General features: G+C 38.2%; 18 protein-coding genes. 11 read left to right on the top strand and 7 right to left on the bottom strand.

The genetic code is table 11. The features are described from left to right. The first annotated feature begins 51 nt into the window (after positions 1-51). The 7 genes from GOM46_RS04240 (at position 52) to GOM46_RS04210 (ending at position 4665) form a co-directional block, all read left to right on the top strand. The gene (locus GOM46_RS04240; protein WP_006150727.1) at positions 52-1002 is read left to right on the top strand and encodes a ribose-phosphate diphosphokinase; all 951 of its coding nucleotides are present in this window, start codon (positions 52-54) and stop codon (positions 1000-1002) included. A 15-nt stretch (positions 1003-1017) separates the two neighbouring features. Further along, the gene (locus GOM46_RS04235) at positions 1018-2133 is read left to right on the top strand and encodes a cysteine desulfurase family protein (protein WP_006150733.1); all 1116 of its coding nucleotides are present in this window, start codon (positions 1018-1020) and stop codon (positions 2131-2133) included. A gap of 4 nt (positions 2134-2137) precedes the next feature. Continuing rightward, positions 2138-2485 (top strand): DUF1831 domain-containing protein, encoded by a 348-nt coding sequence (locus GOM46_RS04230; protein WP_006150663.1) that lies wholly within the window; start codon positions 2138-2140, stop codon positions 2483-2485. A gap of 9 nt (positions 2486-2494) precedes the next feature. After that, a complete protein-coding gene (locus GOM46_RS04225) occupies positions 2495-2704 on the top strand; it encodes a DUF4649 family protein (RefSeq protein ID WP_006150724.1) in 210 nt (69 codons plus the stop codon). An 86-nt stretch (positions 2705-2790) separates the two neighbouring features. Then, on the top strand, positions 2791-3432 hold the full coding sequence (locus tag GOM46_RS04220; RefSeq protein ID WP_006150740.1) for a redox-sensing transcriptional repressor Rex: 642 nt from the start codon (positions 2791-2793) through the stop codon (positions 3430-3432). A 15-nt stretch (positions 3433-3447) separates the two neighbouring features. After that, on the top strand, positions 3448-4137 hold the full coding sequence (locus tag GOM46_RS04215; RefSeq protein WP_006150717.1) for a gamma-glutamyl-gamma-aminobutyrate hydrolase family protein: 690 nt from the start codon (positions 3448-3450) through the stop codon (positions 4135-4137). 15 nt (positions 4138-4152) lie between these two features. Next, the gene (locus GOM46_RS04210; protein ID WP_006150721.1) at positions 4153-4665 is read left to right on the top strand and encodes a hypothetical protein; all 513 of its coding nucleotides are present in this window, start codon (positions 4153-4155) and stop codon (positions 4663-4665) included. A 2-nt stretch (positions 4666-4667) separates the two neighbouring features. Here the strand turns inward: GOM46_RS04210 and radC are convergent, their stop codons facing one another. Both radC and GOM46_RS04200 read right to left on the bottom strand, forming a co-directional pair. After that, positions 4668-5348, bottom strand: coding sequence for a RadC family protein (gene radC / locus GOM46_RS04205; protein WP_006150702.1), 681 nt, complete (start codon positions 5346-5348; stop codon positions 4668-4670). A 63-nt stretch (positions 5349-5411) separates the two neighbouring features. Continuing rightward, positions 5412-6692 carry an O-acetylhomoserine aminocarboxypropyltransferase/cysteine synthase family protein gene (locus GOM46_RS04200; protein WP_235084126.1) on the bottom strand — a complete coding sequence of 427 codons (1281 nt, stop codon included), beginning with the start codon at positions 6690-6692 and terminating at the stop codon, positions 5412-5414. A gap of 210 nt (positions 6693-6902) precedes the next feature. On the opposite strand from GOM46_RS04200, the gene GOM46_RS04195 reads away from it, so the two are divergent. After that, positions 6903-7598 (top strand): VIT family protein, encoded by a 696-nt coding sequence (locus GOM46_RS04195; RefSeq protein WP_006150694.1) that lies wholly within the window; start codon positions 6903-6905, stop codon positions 7596-7598. A gap of 43 nt (positions 7599-7641) precedes the next feature. Here GOM46_RS04195 and GOM46_RS04190 read toward each other — a convergent pair whose 3' ends face one another. The 5 genes from GOM46_RS04190 to GOM46_RS04170 all read right to left on the bottom strand — a co-directional run bounded on the left by GOM46_RS04190 (position 7642) and on the right by GOM46_RS04170 (position 13640). After that, positions 7642-9633, bottom strand: a complete 1992-nt coding sequence (locus tag GOM46_RS04190) for an ABC transporter permease (RefSeq protein ID WP_235084125.1) — start codon at positions 9631-9633, stop codon at positions 7642-7644. A 1-nt stretch (position 9634) separates the two neighbouring features. Next, positions 9635-10393: an ABC transporter ATP-binding protein gene (locus tag GOM46_RS04185; protein WP_006145535.1), complete on the bottom strand. Its 759-nt coding sequence runs from the start codon at positions 10391-10393 to the stop codon at positions 9635-9637. Between the two features lie 340 nt (positions 10394-10733). Then, positions 10734-11006 (bottom strand): PspC domain-containing protein, encoded by a 273-nt coding sequence (locus GOM46_RS04180; protein ID WP_235084124.1) that lies wholly within the window; start codon positions 11004-11006, stop codon positions 10734-10736. A 59-nt stretch (positions 11007-11065) separates the two neighbouring features. Then, positions 11066-11515, bottom strand: a complete 450-nt coding sequence (locus tag GOM46_RS04175) for a SprT family protein (RefSeq protein WP_025170025.1) — start codon at positions 11513-11515, stop codon at positions 11066-11068. Further along, positions 11502-13640: a Tex family protein gene (locus GOM46_RS04170; RefSeq protein ID WP_006150684.1), complete on the bottom strand. Its 2139-nt coding sequence runs from the start codon at positions 13638-13640 to the stop codon at positions 11502-11504. Before GOM46_RS04170 ends, GOM46_RS04175 begins: the two co-directional genes overlap by 14 nt. Positions 13641-13795: 155 nt before the next feature. Here GOM46_RS04170 and GOM46_RS08330 point away from each other — a divergent pair, with 155 nt between their 5' ends. The 3 genes from GOM46_RS08330 to GOM46_RS04160 are packed head-to-tail and all read left to right on the top strand — an operon-like array spanning position 13796 to position 15645. Beyond that, a complete protein-coding gene (locus GOM46_RS08330) occupies positions 13796-13927 on the top strand; it encodes an SPJ_0845 family protein (RefSeq protein WP_000268695.1) in 132 nt (43 codons plus the stop codon). After that, a complete protein-coding gene (locus tag GOM46_RS04165; protein WP_235084123.1) occupies positions 13928-14833 on the top strand; it encodes a permease in 906 nt (301 codons plus the stop codon). Continuing rightward, entirely contained in the window at positions 14830-15645 is an 816-nt protein-coding gene (locus tag GOM46_RS04160) for a TIGR03943 family putative permease subunit (protein WP_025170026.1), read from the top strand. Before GOM46_RS04165 ends, GOM46_RS04160 begins: the two co-directional genes overlap by 4 nt. The last annotated feature ends 50 nt before the right edge of the window (positions 15646-15695 follow it).

Here is a 15695-nt window from a genome sequence, read left to right as displayed (position 1 = left end):
AAAATTGTTTGCTTTTGCTGATTCACGTAGTTTATAGAGGACGGTTTATCAATGTCAGATACAAAGAATATGAAGCTTTTTTCACTTTCATCAAACCATGAAATTGCTCAAAAAATCGCAGATGCTGCAGGTGTTCCACTTGGAAAATTATCATCACGTCAATTCTCAGATGGTGAAATTCAAGTTAACATCGAAGAAAGTGTTCGTGGCTATGATGTTTATATCATCCAGTCTACTTCTTATCCTGTTAGCAATCATTTGATGGAACTTTTAATCACTGTTGATGCCTGTGTTCGTGCTAGTGCAAATACAATCAATGTTGTCATGCCTTATTTTGGTTATGCTCGTCAAGACCGTATCGCTTCTTCTCGCGAACCCCTTACAGCTAAACTTGTTGCAAATATGTTGGTTAAAGCCGGAGTTAGTCGTGTATTGACACTTGATCTTCACGCTGTTCAGGTTCAAGGTTTCTTTGATATTCCTGTTGACAACCTCTACACAATTCCTCTTTTTGCAAAACATTATTGCGATAAAGGTTTGACAGGTTCAGATGTGGTTGTTGTTAGCCCTAAAAATTCAGGCGTAAAACGTGCTCGTAGCCTTGCTGAGTACCTTGATGCACCGATTGCTATCATCGACTATGCTCAAGATGATTCTGAACGTAGTCAGGGATACATTATCGGTGAGGTTGAAGGCAAGAAAGCAATCTTGATTGATGATATTCTAAATACAGGTCGTACTTTCTCTGAAGCTGCTAAAATCCTAGAACGCGATGGTGCAACTGAAATCTATGCAGTTTCAAGTCATGGACTTTTCGTTGACAGCGCTGCAGAATTGCTTGATGCAGCTAATATCAAAGAAATCTTGGTTACAGATTCTGTCGTAACAGAAAGTAAAAAACCAAAAAATGTAAAATACATTACTGCAAGCGAATTAATTGGTGATGCCATGGTTCGTATTCATGAAAGAAAACCAGTTAGTCCACTATTTAAATTTAAATAGAAATTAGGTGAGTTTTTGATTTATTTGGATAATGCTGCTACGACACCCATGTCACCTGTAGCTATCTCAGCAATGACTCAAGTCATGCAAGAAACATATGGGAACCCTTCTAGTATTCATAGCCATGGACGTCAAGCAGGTAAATTATTACGAGAAGCGCGTCAAGAGTTAGCGAGTTTACTAGGAACAAAGCCACAGCACGTTTTCTTCACCTCTGGTGGTACAGAAAGTAATAATACAGCAATTATTGGTTACTGCCTTCGCCACCAAGGGCGTGGGAAACACATCATTACTACTGCTATTGAGCATCACGCAGTTCTTGAACCAATTGAATATTTGGTTGAAAATTTCGGGTTTGAAGTAACTGTTTTGAAACCTGTAAATCAAGAAATCACTGCAGACCAAGTCAAAAATGCACTCCGTGAAGATACCATCTTAGTATCTACTATGTTTGCAAACAATGAAACAGGAACTCTATTACCGATTGCTGAAATTGGTGAGGTTTTAAAAAATCATCCAGCTGTTTATCATGTTGATGCAGTTCAGGCGGTTGGTAAATTAGAGATTCTCCCTGAAGAATTGGGGATTGATTTTCTCAGTGCTTCTGCTCATAAGTTTTATGGTCCTAAAGGCGTTGGTTTCCTCTATGCAGCTTCTACAGATTTTGATTCTTATCTACACGGTGGAGATCAAGAACAGAAAAAAAGAGCAGGAACAGAAAACCTTCCAGCAATTATCGGTATGGTTGCAGCACTTAAGGACGATCTCCAAAATTTAGAAAGCAATTTCGAAAAAGTTCAAAAACTACAAGAAACATTTCTAGCTGAAATGGATGGATCAAACTACTATCTAAACCAAGGTAAAGAGCAACTTCCCTATGTCCTCAACATTGGATTTCCAGGACAACGAAACGACCTACTGCTACTCCGTCTAGACCTTGAAGGGATTTCTATCTCGACTGGTTCTGCTTGTACTGCTGGTGTTGTTCAGGTCAGTCATGTTCTTCAGGCACTCTACGGAGAAGATTCACCTCGTTTGCACGAATCCGTTCGTGTCAGCATTTCACCTCAAAATACAGAACAAGAGATGATAACTCTCGCTAATACTCTTAAAAATATCATCGGAGGATAACTCAATGGCATTCGAACAAACAATTAAACTAAAAAATTGCCGTTACGATTACACACTTAGCACAACTGTAAAGAAATTTACTCTTAAAGATAATACTTTTTTTGAAACTAAAGTTGGTAACTATGAACTGACACGTCTACTTGAAAAGGTTCCAAATAGTGGAGAAGGTTTCCAGCTGAAAATTATCATTAATAAAGACTTAACAGGCGCGAAAATCAATATCACTGATAAATCTGGTCTGCGTTTAGTTGATATTTTCAAATCAGAAGAAACACATATCCACCAAGAGAAATTCTACTTCTTGATGGATAGTCTTGTTGAGCGTGGCGTATTTACAAAAAGCAAAAGATAGAAGATTATTATGTTTCGATTAACTTACAAGGACTCATATCAAGTAGAGCGTGTTCAAGAATATGAAGACTATGAAGCTCTTATGCTCTCTCTATCGGGTTGTGTAACCCTTCCTGATACGACTCTTATCACTTCATTAACACACAATGGGGTTGAAATCTATCAAGGTCTTCTTGGGAACCTCTATCGTTTTTTAACAACCTATCACGAAAATACCTAAACTAAGATTTTTCTTAGTTTTTTTTCGTTATTGTTGCAATTTTCACAAACTTTCTATAAAATAGTAAATAGAAAGGTTGTGATTTTGTGAAAGAAAAACAGTCTGCTATTCCTAAAGCAACAGCAAAGAGACTTTCTCTCTATTATCGTATTTTTAAAAGATTTAATGCTGAAAAAATTGAAAGAGCTAATTCCAAACAAATCGCAGAGGCAATTGGTATAGATTCTGCGACTGTTCGTCGTGATTTCTCCTACTTTGGAGAACTTGGACGACGTGGCTTTGGCTATGATGTCAAGAAGCTCATGAACTTTTTTGCCGATCTTTTAAATGATAACTCTATTACCAACGTTATGCTAGTTGGTATCGGAAATATGGGGCATGCCCTCCTCCACTACCGTTTTCATGAGCGTAACAAGATGAAAATCATCATGGCTTTTGACCTAGATGACCATCCTGAGGTTGGTACCCAGACTCCTGACGGTGTTCCAATCTATGGAATCTCTCAAATAAAGGACAAAATTATAGATAATGATGTTAAAACTGCTATTCTTACTGTCCCTAGTATAAAATCTCAAGAAGTTGCTGAATTGTTGGTTGATGCTGGCATCAAAGGTATTCTCAGTTTTTCACCTGTTCACCTACATCTTCCTAAAGACGTAGTTGTTCAGTATGTCGATCTTACAAGCGAACTTCAAACTCTCCTCTATTTCATGCGTAAAGAGGATTAGAAAGCGTAAGTATTTATGAATAAACCAGTTATTGGGATTACAGGAAATGAAAAAGTTCATCCAGATGATGAGCTTATGATGAGTTATGCGGCCAAAGGCTTTGTTGAAGGGGTTAAGGAAGCTGGAGGTATCCCCATTATCCTACCGATCGGTGATGAAGAAATGGCCAGTTACTACATTAGTTTAATTGATAAGCTTATTTTAACTGGTGGGCAAAATGTTGATCCTAAATATTATGGTGAGTCAAAAGCTATTGATAGCGACGACTACCACCTTCAAAGGGATATTTTTGAACTAGCACTTATCAAAGAAGCTATTAGACAGAAAAAACCAATTTTTTCTGTCTGTCGTGGTACCCAGCTCTTTAATGTTGCCATGGGTGGGTCTCTTTATCAAGATATCGAGGATCATTGGCAGGATAGTTCAGCTGAATACACTACTCAGCGCCTTGTCACTGAACCAGATACTATTCTTAGAGAAATCTATGGGGAAATCTCCCATATCAACTCTTTCCATCATCAGAGTATCAAAGATTTAGCTCCGAATCTAAAGGTTGTAGCACATGATCCTAAAGATGGTATTATCGAGGCTATAACAAGTACGGAAGGTTTCCCTTATCTCGGTGTTCAATGGCATCCAGAATTTCTCTTTGAAAATCGCCCAAAAGATAAAACATTGTTTGACTATGTCGTCAATGAACTTTAAATTAGTTAATTAATTATGACTGAACTTAACCCCCCTTCTACTCATGAGCTTTTAAGAGATTTAGAAGTTAATGTTTTCTCATCTGTTAAGAGCAAGGAATTTGACCATTTCTCAACCTATAAGGAAAAGAAAATAGACGTTTATTTTCAACTTTCTAATCTATACAGACTTTTAACTACTGAAAGCTATCAAGCATTTTCTATGGATAAAGTGAATCATGATAAACTATCTCAAAAAGAAAAACAAAAGCAACTCAAAGTGTGGTCTAAAAAGTCTAAACTATTCTGCAAAAAAGCAGATGCAAAATTTAAAGGCAAATTTCGTTCATCGCTTGTTTTTTACAGAGATATCTTGATTCACTCCAAAAAGTATTATAACATTAAAGATTTCAATGCTATTGTCGACTTTATCGTACAAGAAAAGTTGCTAGTCCCTACAATTGATCCTCTTCCTAAAATTGATATGAAGGATATAGAGTCCTATGCTTTACAAGCGATTGAGCAGGGTCCTCTAAACTTCAAAAAATAATCCTATATCAGGTCCGTCTTCTCTCGGTAACTAAAGTAATCAGAATGAGAAACAATTAGATGGTCCAATAAGACCAACCCCATTAATTCGCAGGCTTCTTTAACAAGCTTGGTAACATGGTCGTCATTGGGACTGGGAACTACTGCACCTGATGGATGATTGTGAACAAGAATCACAGATGTTGCCATGTGCTTTAGGGCATAGTGGAGAATTTCTCTCGGTTCAGCAATGCTTCTAGTAGCTGACCCAATAAAAATAGTCTGTTGGTGAATGATTTGATTTTGAGTATTTAGATAGAGCGCCACTAGGTGCTCTTGTTTTTTATCTCCAAGTTCATCTTGCATCTTTTTAGCTAACTTTCGACTACTAAGGATACTCTCCATTTCCACTGTTTCGCGTTTATGAATGCGATAGCCTAGCTCTATCATGGCTTGTAGTTCAATTGCCTTAACACGTCCAATACCTGATAAAGTCTGCAATTCCTGTAGGCTCATTTTTTTTAAATCTGTTAGGCAAGTTAGGTTATTTAAAAGCTTCTGTGCTATTTCAAAGACATTGGCCTGTTTTGTTCCTGTTCTTAGCAAGATAGCTAGTAATTCTTGATTACTGAGAGCCTCTACTCCTTCCCTGACTAGTCTTTCTCTTGGTAATAGCGAATCTTCTTGAAATGAAATACTATACATAAAAATCCTCCTCACTTAATTATTCGTGAGAAGGATCCTTAATTCGATAAAAACAAGTTATTTTTAAATTTTTTCAAGAGCTAGTCGCAAATCTTCAATCAAATCATCGACATTTTCAAGACCGATTGAAAGTCGTATTTGATTTTTAGTTACTCCTGCAGCTTCTAAATCTGAATCAGACAACTGTGCATGTGTTGTAGTTGCTGGATGAACGACCAATGATTTTGCATCTGCCACGTTGGCTAGGTTCGAAAAGATTTCCAAGTTGTCAATCACTTTACGTGCTTCTGCTTCTCCACCTTTAACGTGGAAAGTAAAGATTGAGCCAACACCTTTTGGTAAGTATTTTTCAGCCAAGGCATGGTAAGGACTATCTGGAAGTTTTGGATAGTTGACATTTTCAACCTTTGGATGGTTCACAAGGAAATCTACGATTTTCTCAGCATTTTGAACATGGCGTTCAACACGAAGAGAAAGTGTTTCAAGACCTTGTAAAAGTAAGAATGAGTTAAATGGTGATAGCGCAGCTCCCATATCGCGAAGCAATTGAACACGAGCAGCAACGATAAAGGCTGCAGCACCAACATCACGAGTATAACTGATATTGTGGTAGCTAGGATCTTCTTCGACTAATTGAGGGAATTTCCCTGAAGCAGCCCAGTCAAATTTACCACTATCAACGATGACACCACCAATAGTTGTCCCATGACCACCGATAAACTTAGTTGCTGAGTGAACCGCGATATCAACACCATGAGAAAAGACATTGATAAGATATGGTGTAGCAAAAGTATTGTCTGCGACCAAAGGAATCTGGTGTTTGTGAGCAATTTCAGCGATTTTTTCGATATCTGGAATATTAATAACTGGATTTCCCAAAGTTTCAATCAAGACAAGCTTGGTATTAACTTTAATCGCTGCTTCTACTTCTTCTAGATTATCAATATCAACAAATGTTGTGGTGATTCCATAACGTGGAAGGGTTTCTTTCAAGAGGTTAAAGGTACCACCATAGATGGTTGACGCTGCAACGACGTGGTCTCCTGCGTGAGCTAGAGCTAAAATTGTGTAGGTAATAGCAGCCATACCTGATGCAGTTGCAAGAGCACCAACACCACCTTCAAGGGCTGCGATACGCTCTTCAAAGGCCGATGTTGTTGGATTGGTAATACGAGTATAGATATTACCAGGTTTTTGAAGGGCAAAGAGTTCTGCACCCTCTTGTGTATCATCAAATACAAAGGATGTTGTTTGGTAAATTGGTACAGCACGAGACTTGGTAGTAGCATCCACCACTTGTCCTGCATGCAATTGAAGAGTTTCAAATTTAAATTCACGAGTCATATTTAGACCTCCAAAGATTTCATTATGTTCATTGTATCACCTATCCCACTAGGTTACAAATACAACTTTGTTATATCTTGGCATAAGAAATAGCTATGGCTACTTCTATTTACTTTGTCTTAAATTAGAATTGTAGAACTTTTTTCAGATAGTTTAAAAAGTTTGTATTCACTTCTCCTATACTTTATAATGTTTAAAAAGGAGAAAACTATGTCAGAAATTACTCATGAAATTGATGCAAACTTTGCTGGCCGTTTAAATATCTTGCGTGCTGGTGTACTGGGAGCTAATGATGGAATTATCTCTATTGCTGGAGTTGTTATCGGGGTAGCGAGTGCTACAACGAATATCTGGATTATCTTCCTATCAGGATTGGCCGCAATCCTTGCTGGCGCCTTTTCTATGGCTGGAGGAGAGTATGTATCCGTATCTACTCAAAAAGACACGGAGGAGGCCGCTGTAGCCCGTGAACAATTACTTTTGGATAAAGATATGGATGCTGCAAAAAAATCACTCTACGCAGCCTATCTTCAAAATGGTGAGTGTGAAACTTCAGCTCAACTATTAGTTAACAAAGCTTTTTTGAAAAATCCACTAAAAGCCTTAGTCGAGGAAAAATACGGTATCGAGTATGAAGAATTCACCAATCCATGGCATGCTGCAGCATCTAGCTTTATTGCCTTTGTTCTTGGAAGTCTTCCACCCATGCTTTCAATAACTATCTTCCCAAGCGACTATCGAATCCCTGCTACTGTTGTTATTGTAGCAATTTCCCTTTTAATTACTGGATATACGAGTGCAAAACTTGGAAAAGCCCCCACTAAAACAGCTATGATTCGTAACCTTTGTATCGGCCTTTTGACTATGGGTGTTACCTATCTATTTGGACAATTGTTTAGCATTTAAAACATAAAAATACCTCGAAAAAATCGAGGTATTTATTTTTTTATTATAGCTGGATAATCTTACGATAGCTTCTTGAAGTAATCATAAAGATAAGTACGTAGATGAGGGCAAAGATACCACAAATAGAAAGTGTTACACTTAACATCATAGCTGTATCTACTACCCCAATGACCTTAAGAATCAAACTTAACATATGATAGGCAAATGCTAGATGAAGGAAGGCGAAGATTACAGGAAGGAAGAAAACAGTCAAGACTTGCTTGTTAATGGTTTGCTTGATTTGTTTTTGGTCCAACCCAACTTTTTGCAGGATGACAAAGCGTTCACGGTCTTCATAACCTTCTGAGATTTGTTTATAGTAGATAACGAGTACAGTTCCAATCATAAAGATGATAGAGAGGAAAATACCAATAAAGAGAACTCCTCCAAAGAGAGCATTCATTTGGGCAATTGCATCACTTGCAGTGCCTCCACCATAAACCATACCGTCTTTATTTTTGAGATTATGACTAAAATTATTTGCAAACTCCTCAAAATCATCAGATAGCTTTAACTGTTCCTCTAGACTAGCTGTTACATCCATACCACCGTAGAGCTGTGTGTATATAGCTGAATCCTGGTACTGTTTTAAAAAGCTTTGAAGGTCAGCAACTACAAGATAGTTATAATCCGATACCAATAGTACATAGGGATTGGTAACATGATTGGCAATAAAATCCTGCTGGATTGCTTCCTTGATCGTATAGTTCTGATTGTTCAGACTAAATGCTTTCTGTCCTTTAAGTTGGTCATTTCGAGCCCAAAGCCCTACTTCATCTCCAGTGAGATTCAATTTCTGACCAGTCATCTTTTCGTAATCTTTTTGGTCGAAAACTAAGAAGACAGTCTTGGGCATAACATTATTTTGCCCTTTTTCAAAGATGCTTAATTTGGTCCCGTCTTGACTAGAAAGACCGAAACTCGCATAACTGAGAACATCTTTATTACTAATCGTTAAGCTCTTTTCACTTGCATACTGAGTCAAAAGTTTGTCTAAATCCTCAACTTCTACATTTTGCCCCTTGACATCAAAATCGTGAGGATATAGGAGTTTTTTCATATTTTCAGAACCGTTGTAGATGCTGGTTGCTGCTGACATGGTGATTAAAACCATGGTTGAAAGGATAGCAATGGTTGCTAATCCGACAGCATTTTTTTTCATACGGAAGATGAGGTTAGAAACAGAGATGAGGTTGTTGGGTTGGTAGTAATATCTCTTGTTTTTCTTGAGCAACTGTAAGAAGACTGTAATACCAGCATTGAATAAGAGATAGGTTCCTACAATAACTAACATGACCGCAATAAAGAAAGTAGCGACAGCTTTAAATGCATCTGTTACGCTTAGTGCTAAGTAGTAGCCACCACCTTGTGCAATGAGCCCTACTAAAGTTTGAAGAACCAGGAAACGCCCCTTCTTCTCACCTTTTGCTTTCTCACGAGAAAGTTGCAGAGCATCCATACGGATAATGCGGATAGCATTTAGGAAGACAATGAGTAAAAATACAAGCCCAAATACCAGAAGGATAGAAAAAACAACAGACCATTGGAAAGTAGCTACTAGCTCTACCTTCATCTTTGCAAGTTTAAGCAATAATGCAAAGATGAGATTGTCAAAGAGGGCACCAATCCCAATACCGGCAGTGACTGTTACTAGCCCAAATATCAAGAGTTCCTTGAAGGTCATACCAATCAAATGGCGTTTTTCTAAGCCCAACATGCCATATACACCCAGTTCTTTGGAACGGTTTTTCATGACAAAACTGTTGGCATAAAGCACGATAATGGCAGATGCAAGTGTCACTACGACAAGCCCTAGTTGTAGGGTAAATTGTATAGCAGATGCACCACGCAAATCCACAATTTTTGGATTAAAGGCTAGGGAGTAAAAGAGATAGCTAATCGTGACTGCCAAAATGACAGACAAAGCAAAAGGGTAATAGAGTTTGCGGTTTTTGATTAAGTTGGATATGGCCAACTTATTGGTTAATCGAAACATACTAGTTCACCTCACTTGCCATAACAGTTAAGGTGTCAGAGATTTCTTGGAACATCTGACGATCAGTTTTTTCACCACGGTAGATTTGGTTATAGAGAATGCCATCCTTGATGAAAAGGACACGTTTTGCACGGCTAGCTGCTGCTGTTGAGTGGGTTACCATGAGAATGGTTTGCCCTTGCTCGTTGATCTGATCAAAGATATCAAGGAGGGCTGCAGACGATTTAGAGTCTAGGGCACCTGTTGGCTCGTCCGCAAGGAGAATTTCTGGGTCTGTGATGATAGCCCGTGCAACTGCAACCCGTTGTTTTTGCCCTCCAGAGATTTCATAAGGGTACTTCTCCTGCAATTGATTGATGCCAAGATTTTCAGCCGTCACCACCAATTTTTTCATCATTTCTGTAATAGGCTTTCTAGACAATACCAAAGGGAGTAAGATATTGTCTTTAACAGAAAGCGTATCTAACAAATTAAAGTCTTGGAAGACAAAACCTAACTTTTCACGACGGAAACTTGATGCTTCAGAATTTTTAATGGTAGCTGTGTCTGTTCCGTTAAGGAAAACCTGGCCACGAGTTGGCTTGTCTAGCATGGCGAGAATATTGAGTAAAGTAGATTTCCCAGAACCAGATTCACCCATGATAGCAACGTAATCGCCTTTTTCTACAGTAAAGTGAATATCTTTCAAGGCTTCTACTTGGTTGCCTTGAAAGCGAGTTTTATAAATCTTTTGAACGTGTTTTACATCTAATAGCGTCATTTTGACATCTCCTTTTTAATATCCCATTAATTGAAACTGAGCCTGCATCATTTGAATGCCGAGCTCAACTCGCTCGATATCCTTAGGACTCGGTTTACTTGTTTGTTTCTTTTGTAAAATATTTTTCATTGTTTTGCTCCTTTATCTTTATGATATAAGTGTACTCTAAAAAAAGAGTTGGTTCCATAACATAACCTTACAAATTGAGCTTTAATCTTACATTTTTGTAAGATAGAGATATTTTTTGGAAATCAACTACTATTAGTTTACCACAAATTTTTAAGCAAAAGAAAAACCCTTGATACTACAAGGGTTTGATTTTTTAAGAATGGTAAGATGGTTACCAAAACCAGCCTTTATCATCATCGATTGGTTCAGCTTGTTTTATTTTGCGTGGGCCTGTTCCGTACATGTCCGCTTCGATATCTTCCTTGGTTGGTAAGATATAGGCTAGGATGATGTAGATGATGATTCCGAGTCCAAAATTTGCGATTGTAAAGATAGCAAAAATAAAGCGCACCAGTGTCACATCAAGATCCCATCTATCAGATAGTCCAGCAAGAACTCCTGATATCATACGATTTCGTCTCATTTTATAAAAATTTTTATTCATGATTTGTACCTCTTTCGGTATTCTTGAAATAAGTATAACATGAACTAAAGCTCCCTACATCAGTCCTTAGGCCGATTTAACAAGAGGAGCTTTCCACGACATAGACCACAACGATAACGTTTGGTGTCAATTCGACGCTTTCTCTGATAGGTTTGGCCACAAGAGTGACATTTATAAACCAAAGCTGGTTTTTGACGAGCACTTGATAGAGGAGGAACAAAACGGAGTCCATCCACTTCTTTTAGCAGTTCCTTAAAAGCCAAATCCTTATGTTTATACCCTTTTCCATCATAATAGAGATGATAATGACAGAGTTCGTGGCGAACAATCTTCCGAAAAACTTCTACCCCTAGCTCTTGATAGACTTTTGGATTAAAATCCAAATGCCCATCCTTAGGGAAAAATCGTCCACCTGTCGACCGCAGACGAGTATTCCATTGAGCCTGGTGTTTGAAAGGTTTTCCGAAGTCTTCTAAAGAAACTTGCCTAACGTAATCAGTTAGATTCATTAGAGTCAGCTGGTGCAAGGAGCGACAGATTTACTTTTTCACGTTGGACATCGATTTTCTTCACCCAAACAGTTACCAAATCCCCAACGGATACGACTTGACTTGGATGTTTGATAAATTTCTTACTCATATGAGAAATATGAATGAGACCATCCTCATGGATACCAATGTCAACAAAGGCACCGAAGTCTACAACGTTACGAACGACACCTTCAAGCTTTTGACCGACTTTTAAGTCCTTGATATCCAAGACATCCTGACGAAGGACCGGAGCATCAAAAGAATCACGGAAATCACGTCCTGGTTTGAGAAGGTCAGCGATAATGTCTTTAAGTGTTTCTTGACCGAGGTCTAGCTCTTGAGCCATTTCTTTGATAGAAACAGATTTGAGTTTTGCTTGCGCTTCTTCATTTAGGTCTTCAATATCCAAACGTTTGAATAGTTCTTTAACAGCAGCATAATTTTCTGGGTGAACACCTGTGTTATCAAGGATATTGCTACTTTCAGGGATACGAAGGAAACCTGCAGCCTGTTCAAACGCTTTAGCACCTAAACGAGGAACTTTCTTGATTTGGGCGCGTGAAGTGATTTTACCTTCTTCTTCACGATACTTAACGATATTTTCAGAGATAGTTTTGTTAAGTCCTGCAACGTGTGAAAGTAGTGCTGGACTAGCCGTATTGATATTAACACCGACTTGGTTAACGACTGTATCAACAACAAAGTCAAGACTCTCAGATAGTTTTTTCTGACTAACATCGTGCTGATATTGACCGACACCGATGGATTTAGGATCAATTTTAACCAATTCAGCAAGTGGGTCTTGCAAGCGACGGGCAATAGAAATAGCAGAACGTTTTTCAACGGTTAAGTCAGGAAACTCTTGACGAGCAAGTTCACTAGCTGAGTAGACAGATGCACCGCTCTCATTTACAATGACATAGCTGACTTCTGGAAAATCCTTCAGAACTTCCGCCACAAAGGCTTCACTCTCACGACTAGCAGTACCATTACCGATAGCAATGATTTCAACACCATATTGGCCAATCAAATCTGCCAAATCTCTCTTTGCTTCTTCAATCTGGCGAGCTGAAGCTGGTTTGACTGGATAAATGACTTGCGTCGTCAACATCTTCCCAGTAGCATCAACGACTGCTAGTTTGGCACCTGTACGAAAGGCTGGGTCAAATCCAAGTACCACGCGCCCTTTAAGAGGTGCAACAAGGAGAAGATTTCGAAGGTTCTCTGAGAAGAGTTGAATAGCTCCTTCTTCTGCCTTTTCTGTCAATTCAGTACGAATACGGCGCTCGATAGCTGGCAATACTTTTTTCTTAACAGATTGTTGAATCACTTCGTCTATATAAGCATTCTTAACTTTGAAACGAGCAGCAAAGAAGGCTTGAATACGATCAACTGCATGCTCAAATCCAATCTTCAAAACACCTAGCTTCTCACCACGATTAAGGGCAAGCGTACGGTAACCCTGCATATTGGCAACTGTTTCTGAGAAATCGTAATAAATCTGAAAGACTTGCTTTTCATCCAAACTTTCGTCCTTGACTTGTGAAGTAATCTTAGAATGTCTAAGGACCTCTTGATAAGTCATTGAACGTAAGTTGACATCTTCAGATAGAGCTTCAACCAAAATATCAACTGCACCCGATAAAGCATCTTGTGGAGTCTCAAAACCTTCACAGACAAATGTTTCTGCTTCTTTTTCTAAGTCAGATACATTTTGTAAGATTAAACGAGCAAGTGGGAAGAGTCCCGCCTCACGCGCGATCGTTGCCTTGGTGCGACGTTTTTCCTTATAGGGAAGATAAAGTTCTTCAACATCCGCTAATTTTTCAGCTGATATGATAGCTTCTTCCAATTCCTTAGTTAGCTTGCCTTGCTCTTTGATTTTGGCTAAAACAGCTTCCTTACGATCATTCAGAGCGGTTAGACTTTTATCAAGGTCTATAATAGCCTTAATAGCCACTTCATCCAAACTACCAGTCATGTCTTTCCGATAACGAGCGATAAAGGGAATAGTTGCTCCTTCAGCTGTCAAAGATAAGACAGTATCAATTTGTTTTAAGGTTACACCCAAATCTTGGGAAATTTTTTCATATTTTTTATCCATGAAACTATTATACCATAAGCAGGAAAGCTTGTTTTCATTAATTTGTTGCTTTATTTCAACTTTATAAAGATAAAAAGGAACTTGATTATAAAATATAACTATTTCCTAGAAATAATAGTATAATAGAGGTAGCACAAAGAATCGAGGTATGCCTTATGGCTGTTAAATTTACAAAAACTGATGACTTAGATAAAATGTTCGAAGAGTTTGCCAAACTTCCTGATTTGAAACAAGTAACATTTCCTGATGACAAAGAAAAGAAAGATAAGGCTGAAAAGAAAAAATAGATGATATTCTTTCAAAGTCTTCCTTCTAGTGTGCTACAAGCTGGCGCCATTTTTCTATCAATCATTATTGAAGCCCTACCCTTCGTCTTAATTGGTAGCATTATCTCTGGTACTATTGAAGTCTACGTCACACCTGAGAAGGTTTATACATTTCTCCCTAAAAATCGCTTGGGGAGAATCTTTTTTGGTACCTTCATTGGTTTTCTCTTTCCCTCTTGTGAGTGTGGGATTGTCCCTATCATCAATCGTTTCTTGGAGAAGAAGGTTCCAAGCTATACAGCTGTTCCCTTTCTAGTAACCGCTCCAATCATCAATCCTATCGTACTCTTTGCGACCTATTCAGCCTTTGGTAATTCCATTCAAATGGTTCTTCTAAGAGCTTTAGGGGCAATACTCATTGCTACGATATTGGGTATTTTTCTTGGATTTTTCTGGGAAGGAGCTATACAAAAAGAAAAAAGACTAGCTTGTCATGAACATGATTTTTCTCATTTAACGAAAGGTCAGAAACTTCTTCAAGTCTTTATCCAAGCTATTGATGAGTTCTTCGATATGGGGCGTTACTTGGTCTTTGGCTGTCTTTTTGCAAGTATAGTCCAAGTATATGTGCCAACCCGGATCCTGACATCTATCAGCGCTACCCCACTGCTTGCTATTGTTCTATTGATGCTCTTATCCTTCCTACTATCACTCTGTAGTGAGGCAGATGCCTTTATTGGATCTTCTCTTCTCTCCAGTTTTGGCTTCGCTCCAGTGCTTGCCTTTCTGGTTATTGGACCAATGCTTGATGTCAAAAACTTACTCATGATGAAGAACTATCTTAAAACTCGCTTTATTTGGCAGTTCATGATGATTGTAACTCTTGTTGTACTTGTCTATTCTTATATAGTTGGGGTGATTCTATGATACGATTTCTTATTCTGATGAGTTATTTTTTCTTAACCCTTTATCTGCAGATATCAGGTAAACTCAATCAGTATCTAAACCTCCATTACTCTTATCTGGCTTATATCACCATGGTTTTGTCATTGTTACTAGCCATCGTTCAAGCCTATCTTTTCTTCAAGCGTTTGAAAGAACACAGTCACTTGCATAGTTATTCAGCCAAGCTTGCTAGTTTTGCCCTCTTAAGTTTACCCTTGTTAGTTGGATTTACATTTCCAACTGTCACTCTGGATTCACAAACAGTATCGGCAAAAGGATATTATTTCCCTTTGTCGGAAGGAACTGACAAGGCAATCCAAGCAAGTGAAGGAACGAGCAGTCAGTATCTCAAACCGGATACCAGTCGATTTTATTCACAAACAGCTCATGAAAATAATATTCGGAAGAGTGCTGATAAATACTTAGCTCAATCAAGTATAGTTATAAATGATGAAAATTACCTGGAGGTCATGGAAGCTATCTATGATTATCCCAATGAATTTGAAGGTAAAGAGATTGAGTTTATTGGCTTTGTCTATAACGATCCTAGTCACAGCGATAGTCAATTTGTCTTTCGCTTTGGTATCATGCACTGTATCGCTGATTCAGGTGTTTTTGGACTTTTGACCACTGGAAACACTAATAAGTACGAAAATAACACCTGGGTAAAAGTCAAAGGTAAGATTAGCAAACACTATCACAAGGAACTCAACCAAATCCTCCCAACCCTCGAAGTCCAGTCTTTCATCAAGGTCGACAAACCCGATAATCCTTATGTTTATAAAGAATTTTAAAAAAGTAGCCTAATTGGGCTACTTTTTATTGTAAAATTAAATCACTTTTC

Origin of the sequence: Streptococcus infantis, from assembly GCF_021497965.1 — a bacterium.
In the GTDB taxonomy this organism is placed as follows: domain Bacteria; phylum Bacillota; class Bacilli; order Lactobacillales; family Streptococcaceae; genus Streptococcus; species Streptococcus infantis_B.
Note: the sequence above shows the minus strand (reverse complement) of the source record. Positions and strands in the feature narration are given on the sequence as shown.

Bases quoted from the DNA above. Each gene is read 5' to 3' on its own strand.
- GOM46_RS04215 (WP_006150717.1), top strand. From the start codon at position 3,448: ATGAATAAACCAGTTATTGGGATTACAGGAAATGAAAAAGTTCATCCA.
- radC (WP_006150702.1), bottom strand. From the start codon at position 5,348: ATGTATAGTATTTCATTTCAAGAAGATTCGCTATTACCAAGAGAAAGA.
- GOM46_RS04170 (WP_006150684.1), bottom strand. From the start codon at position 13,640: ATGGATAAAAAATATGAAAAAATTTCCCAAGATTTGGGTGTAACCTTA.
- GOM46_RS04210 (WP_006150721.1), top strand. From the start codon at position 4,153: ATGACTGAACTTAACCCCCCTTCTACTCATGAGCTTTTAAGAGATTTA.
- GOM46_RS04225 (WP_006150724.1), top strand. From the start codon at position 2,495: ATGTTTCGATTAACTTACAAGGACTCATATCAAGTAGAGCGTGTTCAA.
- GOM46_RS04185 (WP_006145535.1), bottom strand. From the start codon at position 10,393: ATGACGCTATTAGATGTAAAACACGTTCAAAAGATTTATAAAACTCGC.
- GOM46_RS04200 (WP_235084126.1), bottom strand. From the start codon at position 6,692: ATGACTCGTGAATTTAAATTTGAAACTCTTCAATTGCATGCAGGACAA.
- GOM46_RS04160 (WP_025170026.1), top strand. From the start codon at position 14,830: ATGATACGATTTCTTATTCTGATGAGTTATTTTTTCTTAACCCTTTAT.
- GOM46_RS08330 (WP_000268695.1), top strand. From the start codon at position 13,796: ATGGCTGTTAAATTTACAAAAACTGATGACTTAGATAAAATGTTCGAA.
- GOM46_RS04165 (WP_235084123.1), top strand. From the start codon at position 13,928: ATGATATTCTTTCAAAGTCTTCCTTCTAGTGTGCTACAAGCTGGCGCC.
- GOM46_RS04190 (WP_235084125.1), bottom strand. From the start codon at position 9,633: ATGTTTCGATTAACCAATAAGTTGGCCATATCCAACTTAATCAAAAAC.
- GOM46_RS04230 (WP_006150663.1), top strand. From the start codon at position 2,138: ATGGCATTCGAACAAACAATTAAACTAAAAAATTGCCGTTACGATTAC.
- GOM46_RS04195 (WP_006150694.1), top strand. From the start codon at position 6,903: ATGTCAGAAATTACTCATGAAATTGATGCAAACTTTGCTGGCCGTTTA.
- GOM46_RS04175 (WP_025170025.1), bottom strand. From the start codon at position 11,515: ATGAATCTAACTGATTACGTTAGGCAAGTTTCTTTAGAAGACTTCGGA.
- GOM46_RS04240 (WP_006150727.1), top strand. From the start codon at position 52: ATGTCAGATACAAAGAATATGAAGCTTTTTTCACTTTCATCAAACCAT.
- GOM46_RS04180 (WP_235084124.1), bottom strand. From the start codon at position 11,006: ATGAATAAAAATTTTTATAAAATGAGACGAAATCGTATGATATCAGGA.